Origin of the sequence: Emticicia sp. W12TSBA100-4 (assembly GCF_040253585.1) — a bacterium.
In the GTDB taxonomy this organism is placed as follows: domain Bacteria; phylum Bacteroidota; class Bacteroidia; order Cytophagales; family Spirosomataceae; genus Emticicia.
On sequence record NZ_JBELAU010000017.1, the window covers coordinates 54,962 to 75,874 of the forward strand.

At 37.4% G+C, this 20,913-nt stretch carries 14 protein-coding genes; 5 read left to right on the forward strand and 9 right to left on the reverse strand.

Translation table 11 applies throughout. The features are described 5' to 3' along the window. Positions 1–19 precede the first annotated feature (19 nt). The 3 genes from ABR854_RS22360 to ABR854_RS22370 form a co-directional block, all read right to left on the reverse strand. Complete coding sequence (locus ABR854_RS22360) at positions 20–1,144, reverse strand: peptidoglycan DD-metalloendopeptidase family protein (RefSeq protein WP_350268078.1); 1,125 nt, start codon at positions 1,142–1,144, stop codon at positions 20–22. Between the two features lie 104 nt (positions 1,145–1,248). Further along, a complete protein-coding gene (trxB, locus tag ABR854_RS22365) occupies positions 1,249–2,190 on the reverse strand; it encodes a thioredoxin-disulfide reductase (protein ID WP_064197294.1) in 942 nt (313 codons plus the stop codon). Positions 2,191–2,329: 139 nt separating this feature from the next. Then, a complete protein-coding gene (locus tag ABR854_RS22370) occupies positions 2,330–4,210 on the reverse strand; it encodes an OmpA family protein (RefSeq protein ID WP_350268079.1) in 1,881 nt (626 codons plus the stop codon). A 144-nt stretch (positions 4,211–4,354) separates the two neighbouring features. On the opposite strand from ABR854_RS22370, the gene hemJ reads away from it, so the two are divergent. Continuing rightward, entirely contained in the window at positions 4,355–4,888 is a 534-nt protein-coding gene (gene hemJ / locus ABR854_RS22375) for a protoporphyrinogen oxidase HemJ (protein ID WP_350268080.1), read from the forward strand. 56 nt (positions 4,889–4,944) lie between these two features. On the opposite strand, the gene ABR854_RS22380 is transcribed toward hemJ, so the two are convergent. The 5 genes from ABR854_RS22380 to ABR854_RS22400 all read right to left on the reverse strand — a co-directional run bounded on the left by ABR854_RS22380 (position 4,945) and on the right by ABR854_RS22400 (position 11,335). Next, on the reverse strand, positions 4,945–6,438 hold the full coding sequence (locus ABR854_RS22380) for a M28 family peptidase (protein ID WP_350268081.1): 1,494 nt from the start codon (positions 6,436–6,438) through the stop codon (positions 4,945–4,947). A 77-nt stretch (positions 6,439–6,515) separates the two neighbouring features. Continuing rightward, positions 6,516–8,549, reverse strand: a complete 2,034-nt coding sequence (locus ABR854_RS22385) for a thioredoxin domain-containing protein (RefSeq protein WP_350268082.1) — start codon at positions 8,547–8,549, stop codon at positions 6,516–6,518. A 90-nt stretch (positions 8,550–8,639) separates the two neighbouring features. Continuing rightward, positions 8,640–8,996, reverse strand: a complete 357-nt coding sequence (locus tag ABR854_RS22390) for a hypothetical protein (protein ID WP_350268083.1) — start codon at positions 8,994–8,996, stop codon at positions 8,640–8,642. 31 nt (positions 8,997–9,027) lie between these two features. Further along, entirely contained in the window at positions 9,028–10,662 is a 1,635-nt protein-coding gene (locus ABR854_RS22395) for a T9SS type A sorting domain-containing protein (protein WP_350268084.1), read from the reverse strand. Beyond that, positions 10,643–11,335, reverse strand: coding sequence for an NUDIX hydrolase (locus ABR854_RS22400; protein ID WP_350268085.1), 693 nt, complete (start codon positions 11,333–11,335; stop codon positions 10,643–10,645). The genes ABR854_RS22395 and ABR854_RS22400 overlap by 20 nt, the downstream gene beginning before the upstream one ends. A 169-nt stretch (positions 11,336–11,504) precedes the next feature. On the opposite strand from ABR854_RS22400, the gene ABR854_RS22405 reads away from it, so the two are divergent. Together ABR854_RS22405 and pyrE are read left to right on the forward strand one after the other, a co-directional pair. Then, positions 11,505–12,788 (forward strand): hemolysin family protein, encoded by a 1,284-nt coding sequence (locus ABR854_RS22405; protein ID WP_350268086.1) that lies wholly within the window; start codon positions 11,505–11,507, stop codon positions 12,786–12,788. Positions 12,789–12,925: 137 nt separating this feature from the next. Further along, a complete protein-coding gene (gene pyrE / locus ABR854_RS22410) occupies positions 12,926–13,555 on the forward strand; it encodes an orotate phosphoribosyltransferase (protein WP_350268088.1) in 630 nt (209 codons plus the stop codon). A 77-nt stretch (positions 13,556–13,632) separates the two neighbouring features. Here pyrE and ABR854_RS22415 read toward each other — a convergent pair whose 3' ends face one another. After that, complete coding sequence (locus ABR854_RS22415) at positions 13,633–18,060, reverse strand: DUF8696 domain-containing protein (protein WP_350268089.1); 4,428 nt, start codon at positions 18,058–18,060, stop codon at positions 13,633–13,635. Positions 18,061–18,517: 457 nt separating this feature from the next. Here ABR854_RS22415 and ABR854_RS22420 point away from each other — a divergent pair, with 457 nt between their 5' ends. Both ABR854_RS22420 and ABR854_RS22425 read left to right on the forward strand, forming a co-directional pair. Further along, on the forward strand, positions 18,518–20,104 hold the full coding sequence (locus tag ABR854_RS22420; RefSeq protein ID WP_350268090.1) for an MFS transporter: 1,587 nt from the start codon (positions 18,518–18,520) through the stop codon (positions 20,102–20,104). A 309-nt stretch (positions 20,105–20,413) separates the two neighbouring features. Continuing rightward, positions 20,414–20,773: a hypothetical protein gene (locus ABR854_RS22425; RefSeq protein ID WP_064197282.1), complete on the forward strand. Its 360-nt coding sequence runs from the start codon at positions 20,414–20,416 to the stop codon at positions 20,771–20,773. Positions 20,774–20,913 lie beyond the last annotated feature (140 nt).

Consider the following 20,913-nt stretch of genomic DNA (forward strand, 5'->3'; position numbering starts at 1 on the left):
TTGTATTTTCTTTTAATTCTTACTTTACACGTAGCCGATAGCCAACACGTAAGCGAGAAGAAGAGCGTATTTTATTTAGTTTGCAAATTTCAGCAACCGATGTATTGAATTTGTTTGCAATTTCACTAAGATTTTCACCTGAACGCACTCTGTACCACATTTTTCTATTAATTGCAACTGGTTCATCGTACTCGAAATCACCTTTACTTGCACCACCTCTCAGATAATCATACACACGAGATGTCATTAAGAAATCTTGCGAAACTATATTGATTTGACTCGGACTAAAGTTGAAAATATTTCTTGGGTCAAATGGATTTCCTTCGTAACGGGTCTCAAAATGAAGGTGAGGCCCCGAGCTACGTCCAGTACTTCCACCTTTACCGATTTCATCACCTGCTTTTACGATTGTGTTTGGCTCAAAATTGATTTTTGATAGGTGTCCATAAAGTGTTTCGAGTCCATTATAATGACGAATTACGACACATCTTCCATAAGCTCCACGGGTACTTGCAACCCTAATGATTCCATCAAATGCAGCATAAACTGGTTCTCCAGTTTCTAAATCAAGGTCTTGACCAGTATGCCAACGTTTCCATCTCCATCCAAATGGCGAGTTGGTTACACCTTTACTTAATGGCCCAGCCCAGTATCTTCCTTGTGAAATATCATATAATTGAATCGGAACGACATCATCAAACTCTTTGGCATCAATACCATAAGGATCAACAGAGTCAGTATCCCAAACTGAGAAATAACTGGCAATTTTTACCATTTCGTCACTTCCTACGAATTGAGCCTCATCTTCGATTTCAACAATTTGCACTTCACCTTCATCAATACTTGAAGTATCTTCATGGACCGCAGTATTGAGTTCTTTGATAGGTTCGATTTTGACTGCAGGTGCAGATTCAACCACTTTGGGTGTTTCAAATTCGTTGACAAATCGAAGTTTTGGTTCTTCCTCAAAACTAAATTCATCATCTTCTTTTTTGTCCTTATTGAAGTTTTTGTCTTTAGAATTTGATTCTTTCTGTTTAGAAGGAATATTTGGTTTATTCAATTTTAACCCTCGCTCACGTTGGGCAAAAGTTGCACTTGAAAAAGCCAATGCAATGATAATTGGTAATATAGCCTTTTTCATATTTTTTTGTTTTGGTTATAAGGCAGCACCAAACTTGTTACTAAAAGTATGCCAAAAATTACTGAATGGACACATTTAATAACAAGTTTAAGTAATAAATCTGATTAATGCAAGCCTTGAGAGGCTAAATATCGCTCAGCGTCGAGGGCTGCCATACAGCCGCTTCCTGCTGCTGTAACCGCCTGACGATAGATTTTATCTTGAGCATCACCACAAGCAAATACCCCTTCAATATTAGTTCGAGTACTTCCTTTTTCGGTTTCAATGTAGCCTGCTTCATCAAGTGTGATATAATCTGCGAAAATTTGTGTATTGGGTTGGTGGCCAATCGCAACGAAGAAACCAGTTACATCAATTGTACTTTCTTCGTTGGTTTTTGTATTTTTCAATCTTGCCCCTGTTACTCCATCTTCTCCCAATACTTCGAGCGTTTCAGTATTGAATAATATTTCAATATTTGGTGTGTTTTTTACACGGTTTTGCATGATTTGCGATGCACGGAATTCATCACGACGCACCAACATATATACTTTATTGCAAAGTTTCGATAAGTAGTGAGCTTCTTCGCAAGCAGTATCGCCCGCACCTACAATTGCTACATCTTGTTTGCGGAAAAAGAATCCATCACACACTGCACATGCCGAAACACCGTAGCCGTTGAGACGTTGCTCTGATTCTAAACCAAGCCATTTTGCCGAAGCTCCTGTGGCAATAATGACAGTTTTCGCTGTAATCTCGATAGTATCATCAATTATTACTTTATGGGCATTTGGTGTTGAAAAATCAACTTTTGTTGCCATTCCGTAACGATTATCAAGTCCGAAACGCTCAGCTTGTTTTCTAAAATCTTCCATCATTTCAGGACCTTGAATTCCTTCTGGATAGCCTGGAAAGTTTTCAACATCGGTTGTGATTGTCAACTGCCCACCAGGTTGTCCACCTTGATACATCATTGGTTTTAGTCCTGCACGTGCTGCATAAATTGCTGCTGTATAACCCGCTGGGCCTGAACCCAAAATTAAAACATCTACTTGTTCTTGTGTCATATAACCCCTCCGCCCCTAAAGGGGGACTTGTTTAATTGAATGATGAAAATTTCTGTTGAAAGAAAAATTCCTAAATTATTTATTGTCTAACAAATTAATTATATCGCAAAGTTCGGCAAAAAAGACCTAAACGCCAACTTTACAAAATACTCATTTCGATTCGTCGGTTGATTTGACGGTTTTCTTCGGAAGTATTCGGGACGATGGGCTTTGTTTTCCCGTAGCCTTTAACCTTAATATTTTGTATGTTTATACCTTTTTTTACAAGGTAATCAGCTACAGACAAGGCTCTTTTCTCTGAAAGTAGCTGATTTTCAGTATCTTTTCCTACATCATCGGTATGTCCCGAAATCTCTACCTGCAAAGACGGGTTTTGTGTTAATAATAGTTGCAGTTTATCAAGTTCGGTAAATGACTCGGGGCGTAGTTCAGCTTTTCCAGAATCGAAAAAGATATTATTCAATACCGTTTTTACGTCTTTTTTGATTGGGTCGAGCAAAATATCAATTATTTTTCCATCGGCTTCATTTTTTTCTGAAAAATTAAAAGTTAAGCTTTTGAAAAAATAATCTTTTTTATTGATGAAAAGTCCATACTGACTACCATTGGGCAAAACTGCTGTATATTGCCCCGTCACGACATCAGAATTTGTTTTTTCTACAACTTTATTAGTTTTTAAATCAATTAATTCTATTTCGGCCGAAAGATTTTGTTTGGTAGTCGCATCTTGCACGATACCTTTTACGAAACTGGCTCTTTTGAATTTATCAGAAAGTTTTTTCGGAATATCAAACTGAAAGAGTTTTATATCGGGTTTTACATCGGAAGAATAATAACCCTTTGTCCCATCGGCCGAAATAAATAAAGCCACTTGATCTTCGTGAGTATTAATTGGAAAACCCAAATTTTCGGGTTTAGAATATATTCCAATTTTTGATTCGGTCATGAATAAATCTAATCCGCCCATGCCCAAATGTCCATCCGATGCGAAAAATAAAGTGTGTCCATTGGCGTGAACAAAAGGTGAAATTTCATCACTTGCTGTATTAATAACATCACCGAGATTTATGGCTTTTGTCCAAGTATTATTTTCTTTTAATTCACTTACCCACAAATCTTTACGCCCATATCCTCCTTGTCGGTCAGAGGAAAAATACAAGATTCGACCATCGTTAGATAAGCTTGGCTGTGCTTCCCAAAATGGACTATTAACACTACTTCCTAAATTTTCGGGCGTGGTCCACTCTTCGCCTACTTTCTTTGAAATGTACAAATCGCAACTTCCCAGACTATTTTTGCCATCGCAGCTCGTAAAAACCAAAGTTCGTCCATCAGCCGAGATGCTACAAGTGCCTTCGTTGGCGGTTGTATTGATTTTATCAGATATATTTTTGGGAGCAGACCAGTTTCCGTTAATCAGTTGTGAAACATATAAATTTTCATCTCCATCGTCGGAGCGAGCCGTGAAAATGATCGTTTCGTTATCGGCAGTCAGTACGGGAAAATATTGTTTATTTTTAAAATTTATGGTTGCTCCCATTTCGGCGGCTTTGAATGTCATAGCAGTGCTTTTGGCTTCTTCACCGAACTTACATTGCTCCAATTGGCGAGTAAGCTGTTTCATAACTGGACTGCTTTGCGGTACATTTTTAACCGAAAAACTCAAATATTCTTTGGCTTTTGCATATTCACCTGCTTTTATGAGTCTTGTGCCAATATAGGTGTAGCCTTGTGTAAGAAGTGGGTCGTTCGGGCGTAATTCGATGGCTTTTTTGTAAAATTTGATAGCATTTTCTTGATTTCGAGCTGCTTCGTTGATTTGACCAAGTTTGAAATATGGGTCAGCGAAAGTAGAATCTTTGTCGATGGCTTTTTGTAGATTTTCAATCGCTTCAACTGATTTTCTTTCGGCTATATTCTTTAGGGCTTTTTCGTAAAACTCTTTGGCTTTTGGATTAGGGCTTTGAGCAAAGGTATTGATGGATAGAAATAGAAGCAGTATTGTAAAATGTTTTATCATAAATTTTGTTGTAGATATTTATTTTAAAACGTTCGAGAGCTTTTCATTGTTATCTTTGCAATCAATTAATTGAAAGTTTCTGTATATAAATTTTCGTTGAAGAAACATTCATAATTCTTAATTCTACATTCTCAATTATAAAAAATGCTTCATTTATATCTAAAATCGCTTCATATTATCGGGTTTGTATCTTGGTTTGCAGGCTTGTTTTATTTGGTCAGAATGTTTGTGTATCATGCCGAAGCTGCCGATAAACCAGAGGCATTGCGAGAAGATTGGAAAAAACAATATACAGCTATGCAGTGGCGAGTGTATAAAATTATCTGTAACCCTGCCATGATGATTACATGGACTTGCGGAATTTTGATGCTGGTCAATACACCTGCATTTTTGGAACAAGGGTGGTTACAAACAAAATTAGTTTTGTTAGTGCTTTTGACGGGCTATCACATTTACTGTAAAGGAATTATAAAAAAACAAGAAGCCGATAGAAGCACTTATACTTCATTTCAATTTAGATTGTTGAATGAGCTTCCTACCTTGTTTTTGGTCGCAATTGTGCTTTTAGCAGTTGTGAAAGATTTACTAAACTTCGTTTATTTGTTTTTGGGAGTTTTAGCTTTTGGTTTTACTTTATTTTTTGCGGCGAGAGCTTATAAAAAGTTTAGAGAAAAGTAGGACATTATAAAATCCTACTTTTCCTTATTCTACGCTTGACAAGTTGGAAACTTGTCCTACTTACCATATAGCTCATTAAATGCTTTTTCGTATTTATCACCAGCCTTCCATTTAGGAGCCGTTGGGCGGTCGGCAATCAATCTGGCTGCATAAACGTAAGCTTGACAGAATTTCAGTAAATAATTGTAATTGACTGATTCTGGGCTGTCTGATACTTGATGATAAAACTTGTTGATTTCTGCATCGAAAGCCGTAAAACCTGGGGCAAAATCGGGTGATGGAATACCTTTTGCAGCCAAATTTACATTATCTGAACGGTCGAAAAGATTTTGTTCGGGAGCTGGGTCGGTGATGGCTGTTAATCCAAAAGCCTTTGCTCCTGCTTCGATTTGTGGTTGAGCATCGGTGCGGTCAAGCCCAATAACGGTTACTTTTGTTGTATCATTATAACCTGCACCATCGCAATCGAGGCTATAAACACATTGTTTCAACGGCACGAGTGGATGCTCGGCATAATATTTACTTCCCAGAAGGCCAATTTCTTCGCCTGTGTAAGCAATGAATAAAATCGAACGCTTGGTTGGTTTTTGTGTGAATGCTTTTACTGCTGATAAAATGGCAGTTGTTCCGAAGGCATTATCTCTTGCTCCATTGAAAATTGTATCACTTTCAGTTACTCGACCACCTTTTCTGCCAGTACCAACGTGGTCGAAGTGAGCAGTTAGTACTACATATTCGTTTTTCAAAACTGGGTCGGAGCCTTCTAAAACTCCCAAAACGTTATACGACATCACCGTTTTCTTTGAAACTTCACTCACATTCAAACTCAAGGTTTTCAAAGACTCTCTGTCAAACTTTTTCAAGTGCGTATTGCTTACCCAAATATGTGGGATATCAGCATTCTGTGCATTTTCAGGAGCTAAATTGAGCTTTTCACCACCCATATAATTGGTGATTGCTGCCCACGGATATTTCAAATTATATAACTGGATAAAAGCCGCAGCACCATTTTTGGCGGCAAAATCTACTTTTTTAGATGAACCTCTAAGGTTTTCGTTCGGGTCATCGCTGTTTGGAATACCAAATTGAGCAATTACAATTTTACCTTTTACGTCAATACCTTTGTAGTCATCTTGCTTATCATCTACCCAGCCATAGCCAACAAAAACTACAGGAACATTTTCGAGTTTAGTGGCTTTTCCGCTCAACATAATAAAATCTTTTGTCCATTTTAATGAGTCAGTTCCAACCAAAACTTCTCCTTTTTTTGTTGGTTTTACCATTTCAAAAGGCACAGGTTGTAAATAATCTTTTTGTCCGTTTGGTGTTTTTAAACCTTGTAAACGGAAGTTTTCGGCTACGTATCGGGCAGCTACATTATTCGTAATTTCGCCCGTTCTACGCCCCAACATTTCATCCGATGCAATGAAACGGATATGAGACTCGATTTCTTTTTTTGATAATTTGTATTCTGGTAGCTTGTTTATTTTTTGAGCATTTGCTCCGAAAACAATAATGGTTAAGATAAGTAATAGATGTTTGATTTTCATTTTGATGATAGATGTTTTTATTTGAAAATATTTAAATTTTTGAGCAATTTAGAAATCGGACTGCCGACGCAGTTGCTCTACTGCATTAGTTCTAAAGCCTTAGTTACTTCGGTTGTTGGTAATTGGCAAGTTTTATCGAAACATACATAAATCGTTGTTTCGCCATTTTTTGCGGTTCGATTTTGTAAAAGTGGTAGTTTTGAGTCAGTTTCTGTGCCTACAAAAACTTTATTGAGCATAAAATCTGCATCAATTTCTTTTCTGATTTCTTTTAGATTCTTACCAACAATGGCTACTTCGGCAGTTGGTTTTATGTGTTGGGTTGCCAAACACGCCCATTGCGTTACCCATTGAGGGTCGGTCAGAACGATGCGTTTCATTTTTGCCAACATCAAATTGCTTATTTCGATGAAATCATTTCTGCCTAAAATTAACCCTAAATTATACAAGTTAGTAGCCATCATTGAGTTTGAGGCAGGAATCACATTATCGAAAATTTCTTTTTTTCGAGCAATCAATTCTTCGCCTTGACTATCAGTAAAGTAGAAAAACTCGTCTTCTGCATCATAGAAATTAGCAATTGTATAGTCGGCCAATAGTTCGGCTTCTTCTAACCACGTTTCATCGAAAGTAACCTGATAAAGAGCTGTGTAAGCATCAATTACACTGGAATAATCTTCGAGGTATGCCACAATATTTGCTTTGCCATTTTTATAGTTGTGCCAAAGTCCACGACCCTCTGCCCCATCTTCGGTTGTGACTTTGATACTCATTTTTTCTTTGATGAAGTGGGCATTTTGTAGAGCTAATTCCAAAAACTTTGGTGTATCAAGATAACGATACGCATCAACCAAACCTTTGAGCATCAGGCCATTCCACGAACACAAGATTTTATCATCAAGCCCAGGACGAATTCTTTTTGCACGATAATCAAAGAGTTTTTGTTTGATTTCTTGGCTCAACGGAAAACCACTTTCCATGAAATCACGCTCTTCGAGATGCACCACATTATTGCCGTGTTCCCAGTTTCCGTCTTCCGAAAACTCAAAAGTTTCGCAGAATGGAGCGGCATCTTCTCCCAAAATGACTTCAATTTCTGATTTCTTCCAAATATAAAACTTTCCTTCTTCGCCTTCACTATCAGCATCTAAGGCTGAGTAAAAACCACCTTCTTTGCTCATCATTTCTCGTTCGAGCCATTCGATGGTTTCGGTTACTTTTGCTTTATAAAATTCGTCGGGGCGGCCTTCTGATTTTGTGAGAGCGTAGGCTTCGGCATAAAGCGAAACCAATTGTCCGTTGTCATAGAGCATTTTCTCGAAGTGCGGCACTTTCCAATCTTCATCAGTTGAGTAGCGAGTCCAACCGCCACCAATTGTGTCGTAAATTCCGCCCAAAGCAACTCTGTCGAGTGTGTGAATGAGGTGCTGATAGGCTCGTTTGTCTTTAGTAATGGTATAATATCTGAGCAAAAACTTCCAAATGCTCGGCATCGGGAATTTTGGACTGCGATTCATACCGCCTTTCTCGAAATCAAAATCTTTGTGGAGGCGATTAAAAATCGTGGTGAGTTCTTCTTCCGAAATCTTCAGTCCATCGTCCGAAATATCCATTTGATATTTGTCGCTCTCTTTGGTGTGCATATTTTGCGTGAAACCTTCGGCCGATTTTTGTAGTTTTTCACGGTCATTCTTAAAAGCATTGCTTATACTTTCGACCAAATTTGCCCAATTTCTTGGCGGAAAATACGTTCCACCGTAAAATGGTTTAGCATCGGGCATCAGAAAAACATTGAGCGGCCAACCACCACGCAGCCCCATTGCTTGCAGAGCATCCATATAAATCGCATCGACATCGGGGCGTTCTTCACGGTCAACTTTGATGCAGACCAAATGCTCGTTCATTATTTCAGCAATCTGTTCGTTCTCGAAAGATTCTCGCTCCATGACGTGGCACCAATGGCAAGCCGAATAACCGATACTTACCAAAATTGGCTTGTCTTCTGTTCTGGCTTTTTGCAGAGCTTCTTCTCCCCACGGAAACCACTCAACAGGGTTATGAGCGTGTTGAAGTAAATATGGACTTGTTTCGTTGATGAGTTTATTTTGCATGATTTTTGATTGGATATTTTCTCTAATGCCGTTGTAACAACAACTGACACACTCGAACTCAATGAACATCCCACCTAACAAGGAACAAAATCATGGAAGATTTGTCCAAGTGGAGTCAGAAATAACATTGTAATTTGTTATTATCCAGTTTGAGATAAAATATTTTTTTCGTAAAACTGTATTTCCTTCAATTTTAACTTTACCATTACTTCCTTTCATTATTGCATCAAACTGATACTGAGTATCATCAGATTGATTAATTGGGGTATATTGAATTTCACTACCCCTAAAATCTCCAAAAATATTCTTTAACTTATTATTTTTTTCTATTAATTCTATTAAATCAGTTGTGATTTCGGGCGTTCTTTTAAAAAGCAGTAAGCTAACTATATCCATAAAAATCGCCAAGACTACAATAAATAAAATGACCTTAATTACACTTTTCATTATTAGAAGTTTTTAATATTTTCACAAATAATTACTCCACCACAATCTTCTTACTCCCACCCAAAACTCTCAAAAAATAAGCTCCAGCATATAAACTATTGATATTCAAAAACTTAACATTATCACCCTGCAATAAACTCACTTTTTCTTGCAACACTTTTTTACCTTTTACATCAAAAATCTCAACAGGAATTTGTTGTTCTTTTGTGCTAAAAATTTTGAGCTGAATTTGGTCAGAAGCTGGGTTGGGAGAGACTTCAAAATTGGTAATTGTTGGTTCGCTTCCGAGCAAGGTCATATCAAACTTACATAAAAAAACTTCGTAGCCTTTGAGGGTGATATTTTGTCGGTAATTTTTGTAGGCTACTTCTATCGTCACAACTTCATTTTCGTCTTTGGCATAAGGATTATGGGCGGCAACCAGCAATTCATTTCCTTTAGCAACGGCTCGCCAAATTGGTTTTCGGGTATCTACATAATCCCGGGCGGTTGTCTGCATCACCAACTCATAATTGCCCGTAAACATTTCTTTATATTGCGAAAGTCGGTATAAACCATTGATAAAATACTCGTAAGTGGCATAGTTTTCATTATTACTAAAAGTACCAGGGTCATCCCAAAGCCACAAACCTTTTGCTCCCGAAAAAAATGGAAAAATAGCGGTCGCCTCAGCCATAAACGGACGAATAAACTTCTTAACAAACTGTGGTGTATAACTATAGCGAAGCCAAACAAATGGAATAATTGGTTTGCTCGTCCAAGCTCGATTTACTTCGATTTGAAATAAGAGATAGGCCAAATAATCAGGTGCAAGTGGACTCGGAAAATCGTAATAATAATAAGCGGCTGGACTGTAAAAATCTTGATTATCGAATGCAGTTCCTCCGAGAGCATTCTTAGAAAAGTCATAATTGATATAATTCAGCAACGAAACATCTGAAGTCCATTTTTGCCAAGAATTTCCTGCAATATTGATGTACGTATTCAAAATTGGAGCATCAGAATAACCGCCAATTTTAGTGGTTGAGGTGGCATATTTCTTGGTATCGGCAAATGCTTGTCCGTATAATGCTTGAATATCTTTTTTGTATTGTGTAATAAAAGACTGATTATCAAGACTTCTGAAAGCAACTGGCGTTGTTGGGTGATTTCTAAGGAGCAAAATCGAATCATTCGATTTTATTTGAAGTTCGATATCTGGTACAAACAAATCAATGTCAGCAATGCCTGTTCCTGCTGAAGTTGAAAAGGCATTTGCAAAACCCGACATATCGTTTCGCCACTTATTTTTGTACAATTCAATATTATTCCCCCAAGGACTTTTAATAGTTTCCCAAGGCTGATTGGCTGACGCATAACCAGTGCCGTACCAAACAGCGGCACGCTGATTTCTTGGTAAGTCGGCATCATTTCCGTCAGAAGTAGCTAAATGACTAAAACCGTGCTTGAGTGGCAATTTCTGAAAATCGCCAAAGCGAGGTCCACCATAAACGATTGAAAAAGGCAGACTAAATTCTGGAAACTTTTGCCATTCAATCGTGCGATTTTGGGTGGTTGGTTTCAATAAAAACGAACTCGGCTGACATGAATTTTGGGCATTAGTTTCAGATTCTAAACCAAACAAAAAAAGCAGCCCGAAAACGTATTTATTGTATTTTAGTTTCATGTTTTTCTTTGAGTTGATCAATCACATAACGGATTGAACTGTAAGAATTTAGTAAAGCTGTTTGCACCTCTTTTTCGGTCATCCACTCCAGTTTTTCAATGCCTTCTTCAGTCTGTGGCTGCATTTTCGACTCGTCGGTGCAATTCATTCTATACCATTTCGTTCGCTTCAAAATCTTTCGAGTCCCCATCGTATAGGTATGCCACGTTGTGCAGAGTTTTTCGGACAATTGCACTTTTATTCCACACTCTTCTTCTACTTCTCGTACGGCGGTTTGTTTAGCTTTTTCGTTATCGTCTCGTTTTCCTTTGGGCAAATCCCATTTTCCGAGTCGATACATCATCAAAATCTTTTGTTCTTCATTGAAAACAACCCCACCCGCCGCTTTTACGACTTTATAAAAATTCTTAATCTGGGTTTCGATAGCTGGTTTATTTTCTACAACGAGTGTAACTGACTGATAAACAACATCTTTTGATTGCTGAATTAACTTAAAAAACTTGTCAACAGTAGCTTCGGCAGCATTCAAAATTATGACATGGCCATGCAATTTTTTCAGACTCAAAGATTCCAAACGAGCATCAATCATCGTATCAAAATCATTACCATGCAGATGCTTAAATTTTTTGGTGCTTACTATTCTAACTAATTTATCGTCAATAAAAATAACCATGAGGTTTTCAGAAAAAGATTGATTAAGAGACAAAGTTCGGAATTTTTTTGGAAGTAATTAGAGAGATAAAAAAATTATAATATTGTTTTTGCGTAATTTCTGATTAAAATATTTTATTTTGCATCTTAATAATCATCCAAACCCCAGTAAATGAGGGTTTAAACTTTAAATGGAAATTTTAATAATCCTTTTTTTAGTCATTCTTAATGGTATTTTCTCCATGTCGGAGATTGCCCTAATATCCTCTCGAAAAACAAAACTTGAAATAGCAAGCAAAAACGGCGATCGCCGAGCCGCCGCCGCACTCGAACTCGCAAATTCTCCTAATCGCTTTCTTTCTACGGTTCAAATCGGTATCACACTCATCAGTATTTTGACGGGTATTTTTTCGGGCGATACGCTCACGATTGGTATTCAAGATTTTCTTACAGGTCTTGGTCTCGAACTCAAATACGCCGATAATATCGCAGTTGGTTTAGTGGTGTTAATCATCGGTTTCATTCAATTAGTTTTAGGCGAATTGGTTCCGAAACGAATCGGGATGTCGAACCCAGAAGCGATTGCCAAAACGATGGTTGCTCCGATGAATATCTTGTCGAAAATAACTTCACCTTTCATTTGGCTTTTAACTCAATGTAGTGATTTGATAATCAAGATTTTAGGAATTGAAGTTTCCGACAGCTCGGTAACGGAGGAAGAAATCAAATCAATGATTCAAGAAGGTACAACAGGCGGAGCAATTGATGAAATCGAACAAGAAATTGTACAAAATGTATTTCATTTGGGCGATAGAAAAATCACTTCGTTGATGACTAATCGCAGTGATTTAACCTACCTTGATTTAGAAGACTCCGTAGAAGAGAATATTGCAAAAATCATCGAAACGAAGCACTCGGTTTATCCGATTTGTAAAGATGGTATTGATAATATAACAGGGCTTCTCTACATCAAAGATTTGCTTGGTAAAGATTTAGGTACTGAACTTCAGCATCTTGATGACCTCGGCAAAGAACCATTGTTTATTCCTGAAAATAACCAAGCTTACCAAGCACTTGAAAAATTCCGTGAAGAACGTATTCACATGGGAATTATTTTAGACGAATACGGTAGTGTGATGGGAATTATTACACTCAATGATATTTTGGATGCTTTAGTAGGAGATATTTCGATGGATGATGAGTTTGAATATGAAGTAGTTGAGCGTGAAGATGGAAGTTTCTTGGTAGATGCCTCACTCCCATTCGATGATTTCTTGAATCAGTTTGAAGTAGTCATCAATAATCGTAAAGAATATACTGGTTTTGATACCCTTGGCGGTTTTGCTCTGCATATTTTACAGGAAATCCCTGATACAGGCGATAAGTTTGAATGGGAAGACTACGAATTTGAAATTGTCGATATGGACAAAAATCGTATTGATAAGATTTTATTAAAGAAAAAAGAAAACTCCTAAACACCCCTAACCCCTAAAGGGGAACAAAAACATTTTCTACTCATTGAATACGAAAATTATGTCCCTCTTTAAATTGCCTCTGTTAGGATTATTTTTATTTTAGCTCCCCTTTAGGGGCGGGGGGGTGTTTTTCAGTTATGACAGTATCTCAAAAAATCGCTTCTCTATTATTAGAAACAAAAGCCGTAAAATTAAGTCCCGAACAACCATTCAAGTGGAGTTCTGGTTGGAACTCGCCAATCTATTGCGATAACCGTGTAACGCTTTCGTTTGCCGAAGGACGTACTTTTATCAAGAAATCTTTGGCAAAGGCCATCAAGAAACATTTTCCTGATGCAACTTTGGTTGCTGGTGTGGCTACAGCTGGAATCCCACAAGGAGCTTTAGTTGCTGACGCCTTAGGTTTGCCGTTTGCTTATGTTCGTCCGAAACCAAAAGAGCATGGCATGGGAAACCAAATTGAAGGGCGTATCGAAAAAGGACAAAAAGTTGTAGTTATAGAAGATTTGATTTCGACTGGTGGAAGTTCATTAAAAGCCGTTGATGCCTTGCGTGAAGCTGGAATAGAAGTTGTAGGAATGGTGGCAATTTTTACTTATGGCTTTAAAGTTGCTGATAAAAACTTTGCCGATAAAGGAGTAAAATTGGTCACTTTGAGTCATTATAATTCACTCATCGACCAAGCAATTGCCCAAAATTATATCTCAGCCGATTCGTTAGAGTCATTAAAAAAATGGAGACGTAACCCAGAAAAATGGGGCGTTTGATTTTTGAAGTCATATTTTAAAAAAGGTTTGATGTCTTGAACATCAAACCTTTTTTAATTTCTACAAAAACCCGACTATTAATTACATCCTGCAATCTCAGCCTTGAAAACTGAGCTTGAATTTGCTTGAAAACCCGCATTTAATAAAATGGAATTACCTGCTTTATAAATTGTATTTCCAGGCGAAAGTACTTTATTTGTTGCTGTTATTGTTTGGCTTGCTTGATTTGTTGTTACTCCACCAGAAATATCATTATTTGGACTAACGAGATTTAAAGTGGCCGTCACAGAACTAAGATTTGAACCATTATTTCCTCCAGCAAGCATTTGATTTGTAGAAACCACCCTAATTCTATAATTTGATCCTACTGCTATATTTATCGGAATTGTACAAACTGCTACACCCGCCGCTGGTGTACTCCCTATAATAACTGGATTATCGAATGTACCGTTTGCATCAGAAAGTTGTACATCAAACTGATTAGCAGGGTTAAATGCTCCAGTTGTTGTAAAACTCACATTGAATGTACTTCCTGCACATAAAGAATTAAGTGTAAACGTCGGAGCTGAGATACTTGCATTATTGGCCACTACTGTAAAGTCAGTTTCAATTGGGCCATAAACAATGCTTCCCATTGCATTATCTTGGCTATAACCTGTGACGGTAAGCTTATAATTACCTGGTCCTAAATTTCTACCTAAAACATCATTCCCTGTATTATTGAATAAAGCAAAAGGTGCTATACTCTCAATTACTTCGTGCAAATAAGGTAATCCTGTTATTCTCATCCTAAAACTTTCAATTAAAATATTAGGGCAAATTGGATTCACCAAAACCGAAGTTTGCTCTGGCACTTCGGCAATAACCATATTATTGAGCAAAGGGAATTTAAAGATAAACGGATTACCAGCCTGCACGTAGTCGTATTCAACAATTGCTAAACAAGGATTATTCTCTGTAATAATAACAGATGTTGTAGCCGTGGCTGTGCAACTATTTTGGGTAACAGTAACCGTATAAATTCCTGCCATTGCTAAAGTTGCATTTGCTATACTTGCAGGATTTAGCGTACTCGAAAAGGCATTAGGGCCTGTCCAAGTATATGTACTTCCACCAGTTGCAGTTAGCTGAATTGTTTGGCCAGTTAAATAAGGTCCATTATTTGTGGCTATCGGCGTAATGGTAGTAACAGTGATTGTAGCAGCAGATGAATTAGCTTCTGGACACTCTCCATCTTTTACTACTGCTCTATACTTGGTGGTTTGAGTCAGATTACTATAAGATAATGTATTGTTAGTATTTGAAATCAAAGTAGTATTTACAAAATTATCCGTTGAAGACTCCCAACGAATAATTGTACCAGTATGCCCATTCAATGTTAATACTCCTGAATTACTTCCAGCACAAACATTTGCATCAGACGACACAGATCCTCCTGCTGATAAGCAATTGAGTGAAGAAATCGTTAGTCTTGCAGGTTTTCTTACACTTGTTGCACATTCAGTGAGACCCGAACAACTTGCTTCAGCATAATAAGTATATACTCCTGGGGCTGTATCGGTCGGAATATATTCAGAACCAGTCCCTAAGCTTGTGCCTCCTGTAGCACTGCTATACCAAGAAATAGTACTGGCAGCACCTGACCCAGAAGTGAGAACTGTCACCGAAAAACCTTCCACGCAAAGAGGATCAATCGAAGCTGCATCTTCGGCAATTAAAGTCCAAGTACCATTTGGGTTTAAACCATTAAATGCTGCAAGAGATTGGGCAGGAGAAAAAGTGCCATTTGCAGGCAATGAACCAACAGTCAATGCAGAGCCCCCATCTTCAAATACAGTTGTCAAAACACCTAACGGAACTACTCCAATAGCATAAGTATCTGTATTTACAAGATTGACTATAGTACCATCAGGAGCTTTAATTTTAAATGAAACTTCATCATAATAAGGTCGTCCTGTTCCACCAACAGTTCCACAATCAATGATAGTGCCACCACTTCTTTTTCTCCATGTAACAGAAATTTTTGTACTACCAATACTTGGTCCTGCACCCGAAACCAAAACTTGAGGATCAACTCCACTTTTTGTTCCACCATCATATCCAATCGTTGTACCTGTGTAAGTAGTAGTAGTGGTACTCGGACAAATAGCATTTGCCTGTAATCCATTTCCAGCAGTGATTATTGTACCAACTGTAATAGTGCGGCTAACCGTTACAGGGGGAGGCGTACCTACTTTTACAATTATCACAATAGGTGAAGAAGAAACAGTACAACCAAGACGGCTCACAGCAACTTGATAGCTCCCAGAGGTTTTGGCATTGTATTGAGATTGAATTGCATCAGTAATCAAAACATTATTTCTATACCACTGATAAGTTAAATTTGCTCCAGTATTAGCTACTAAAATAGCGGAATCACCTTCACAGAAAGTAGTTGGTCGGGTTACAGAAATATTTGCGGTCGGACAACTTATGGTTCCAATGATCGTAATTCTATGCTTTTGGTTGAAAGTGCCAGCAATAGCATTTCCACCATTAGCATTGATTGTATATGCTAAATCTATAAATTCATCGGCTTCATTGAAAGAATCATCATAAACTCTTAGTATAAAAGATTGGGTTAAATTTGAGGTATTTAAAACAATCGGAGAGATATTCAATAAATCATAATCGACCCCTTCGGTAGCGGTACCAGTTTTGGTTATTTCGATGTTTACATCTTGTGACGGTACTTGATCTATAACAACTGTAATCGGGTAATCTTTGTAATACTGATTTGCATTTAGAGGAGTTATTGATTCTTTCTGGCGTGCAATTGTTCCCCCAAATTTAAAGTGTACTGTCGGAGTTGTTACTGGGTCATTTACTTTAAAACTACCTATTCGAGTCTTAAAATCAACGTTTGCCGTTGTGGCATAATATTCAGCAGTAAACCAAAGCGTCTCTTCATCTGCTGGGTCGGTGGTCATAGCAGAGTAATCTCCCCAACGCCCATTTGAATTCGTCTGCGAACCTCCCGAAGCATGAAAAAGCTGTTCTGCTCCCAACGTACCAACTGGGTCTGTTTTCTTTCTTTCAGCATAATAAATATCTGGATAATTTGTAGAACTTGACCTGCTATAAGCCAATGCAATATTGCCTCTTTGATCAATCCCCGCACAACCCATCCAACGGTTAATCCCCGCAGTACCACTAATGGCCGTAGGTGAATAGGTAGATTGTTGATTCACTACCCAAGGACTTGATGGACTGGCTCTTGTAAGTTCATACCAGCGAGTAGCAGCCTGATATGTAGCAGCCGATGTGGGACTTTCGCCACTTACATTCACTACATGGTTCATTACTAAAGATTCGTAATCATCAAATCTTCGATATATTATCCGACTCATCATACGATCGGCGATGGCATCTAATCGCACAGCTGTGCCTTGCTGTTCGATTGGGTTTGAAGAAGGGGAATTGCCATTGAAAGCAGCTACAGGAATACTCGTAACCGAACTAAGTGTTGATAAAGCAGGATTTGAAAAGTTAGGGGTTAGTGTACGTAACTGTAATTCATCCGACCCACCAAATTCATCAGCATTAAAAGTAACAAATGTAGGTTGAGAACTAATTTCTGGAGTTTTAAAACCTTCAAAACTTGCTGGTAAATAACCACCCGTAGTGGCATCATTGAAGCCAACCCCATTGGCAGTACTTTCACCGTTAAGCATTTTACTTCTGTCAAAAGCCCAATATCCTTGCCCAAGATAGGCTGTTCCAGATTGATTGAAATTATGAGTTGTTACGATATAACTATTATTCCAAATCCCAACGTGCGGGTAATCAGGAAAAACACCTGTTGTTAGAAATTCGTAAATATTATATGCACCAGTTGGGTCATTGGTCTGTGAGACACAAAAAATAAGAGATTCTCTGCCAGAAGTAAATAAACTACTAAATTGAAGCAAAATCCATCGATCTGCCATATGGTCATATAGAGTTATAGGGTCGCCATCATCCGTAGAAGTCGATGCAATTTGACTAAATTTCAGTGCTGGAGTAAGTGGGTTTCCTGATTTATCATAAACCCTATGCACTAAATTTATCATCTGCACTACGTGATTTGGCCCTACACTAAGAACAGGGTCTGGCGGAGACAACAATCCAAAACCAGCAGTAGAATTATCGGGAGTACCGACGCCATCGAATGAAGTACTGAGAGCCTTAGTACTCAAATTATTAAAATTTATTTTTGTAGTTTTTTGAAGTGCCTCATCAGTATTCTTAGCCAGTGGGTTTTCAACTGCAAACCTTACTCTTTTATTAATTTTATCACGTAAAGCTTGATATTTAGGATTTCTATCTGGTTTTCTCTTTGTATCCAATGCTTCTGGTGCTTTAATATCTTTTAGCTTTGGTGATACTCTAACGAGTTTTCCTGTAATAATATTCGACGGTGCTTTCTGCCCAAAAGTATCTACATATACCAAGGTAAGAAGCAAAAGTAGAATTCGATTCATCATATAAAAGTTTTATTTGCCGAAAAATGTATAAATCTAATAGAAGTATTTAAATTTTGTTAGTAAAAAAAAGGTTATTTACTTAATGGTAGATAATTATATAAACAAAAAACACATTATTAGGCAAACAAAAAGCCAACTCCTTTTGGAAGAATAGGCTCAATATTAAATAGTAAAGACATCTCAATTCATGAAAACTTTCTGAATATTTATTGTCACATTCGATCCAAATGCCTTTTTCGTCCATCAGAGCTTGAGTGTTCCAGTTTCATTATGACTAAATTGAATATAAGTTCCATCTGAAAAAAAGATTCAATCCAGTCTGCAAACTTCTTGCTTGATTTGAATAAATGGTTCAGTTTTAGCTGCTTATTTCTGAGTTTTTTTCCAATCCACTATTAAACTTTGGAAATAGAGCATATATTTACTTATTTGCACTTCCATTTTAACCTTATTACTTATGCAAAATAATCGTTCCCATCTTTACACCCTCATGACCGTTTGGTTTTTTTGGAGCTTCGTAGCTGCCTCAAACGGTATTTTGATTCCTCTTTTTAAAGAAAAGTTTACACTTACTCAAACTCAAGCCCAGCTCGTTGACTTCGCATTTTATGCAGCTTACTTCATTGGCTCGGTACTTTATTTGATATTTTCTCGCATCATGGGTGGCGATATTCTCAACAAGATAGGCTATAAAAATGGTATAGTCATTGGACTTTTGATTTCAGCCGTTGGGACGCTTCTTTTTTATCCTGCTGCCCAGACTGCTTCATATAATTTATTATTATCAGGATTATTTATTGTTGGATTAGGATTCTCTCTCCAACAAACTGCTACTCAACCTTTTATGATTGCACTTGGGCCACCAGAAACGGGTGCTCAACGTATCAATCTCGGTGGTGCGGTCAATAATTTAGGTGGAACAATTGGGCCTGCTTTGGTTTCTTATGCCATCTTCGGTTCAATTTCAAAAGATGCCGCCGCCAATGCTTCAATCGAAGATGTAAAAGCACCTTACCTTATCTTAGGTGTTTTGTTTGCATTGATGGCCTTGTTTTTCTGGATTTCTAAACTTCCACGAATCAAAAATGATGAGGATGTACAAGTAAGCAATATTGTAATTGGCCTTCCATTAGCATTTTTGGTGCTGTGTGTGGGTGTTGCGGTTGCTTTTTCTATCGAAATCGCCATTACGTTTACGTTTATACTCATGTGTATTCTAATGATTGGCTATATGATATATTCGTTGGCAGGAAAATCGGGAGCTGTACAAAATGCAGGTTCGGTACTGAGTTATCCACAAGCAGTTTTAGGTATGACGGCTATCTTCGTTTATGTGGGTGTTGAAGTAACAATTGGTTCTAATCTTGGTGAATATTTGAAAGAAACTGAAAACTTAGATTCTTCACAAATTTCAAAATATGTATCATTGTTTTGGGGAAGTATGATGATTGGTCGTTGGACAGCTTCTATCGGGAATTTCAATCCTTCGGCTTCAATGAAGAAAATCCTTACAGTGATTGTTCCTTTCATTGCTTTTGCGATTGTTTTGATTGTAAATTCATTGTATAGTGGCGATGTAAGCGATTTATATCCTTACGCTGCTTGTGTAGCCGTGATGATTTTGGCTTACTTTGCGAGTCAAGAAAAGCCAGTTCGTTTACTATTAATATTTACAGCTCTTGGTGCAATTATGTCGATTATAGGCGTAATGACAACTGGAAAAGTTGCTCTTTTCTCATTGATTTCGGGTGGACTATTCTGCTCAGTTTTATGGCCAAGTATTTTCTCTCTCGGCACGGCTGGACTCGGAAAATTCACAAATCAAGGGGCAGCATTCTTGATTATGATGATTTTGGGTGGTTCAATCATCCCGGTAGTGCAAGGAAAAGTTGCCGATTCATTTGGGATTCAAGAATCGTATCTCTTGGCGGCTGGTTGTTTTGTTTACCTATTCATTTTCGGAATTGTAGTGCAAGGAGTTTTGCGTAAACAAGGTATAGATTTTGATAAAGAAGTAGTAAAAGGTGGCGGAAAAGGTCATTGATAATTATAGAAAACATAAAAAGGTCACTTCTTATTGAAAAGTGACCTTTTTATGTTTAAAAACGCATTAATTATTATTATTCAGAAAATCTTGGTTAGCTTTCATTCCAGAATCATATGAAGACGAGATTTTTGTAAGCATTGGTTATATTTTTAGGAATAGAAGATGTGGCTTTGTTCTGATAAGTAAGTAACAAAACTCTCCAAAAAAATTCAAGTTAAATACAATTTTGCAAAACAGGTATTTTTACGTATTGTAGCACTAACCAAAAATTATATATTTGTACTACTTCACTTAAATCTATAAATTATGGCCTTGGAACTTGATGGTACACCAAAATACGATAAACCAATTAGCCCTGAAGATGCAAATGGATATGTTCAAAACTATTTGAACAACGAAAAATTTAAACCAGCCGACTTCAAAGCTTTTTATTTCCATGTGGATGAAATTCAAAAAGTAATCGATGAAAATAAAGGCAGTAAATACATCAAATTTACTCTTGGGATGAAATATTTATTGGCTGATGGAGTGCCAAATAATGTATTATACGGATGTGTGATGATGTCGAATGTAAAAACGAAAGTCGATGATGGAGCACATTTGGTAGCTGGAGATGAAAACATTTATGATTACAGTCGTCCCGTTCCTCCATATCCTGAAGATTAAGGATAATTGCCACAAATAGCTTAAACAAGAGTAAGTAACACTGATAAATTGCTTACCCTTATACTGCACTTTAGATGATAAATAACTTTTTAATATGGCTGCTTGATTATGTACATTACGTACTGCTGTTGACTATAACT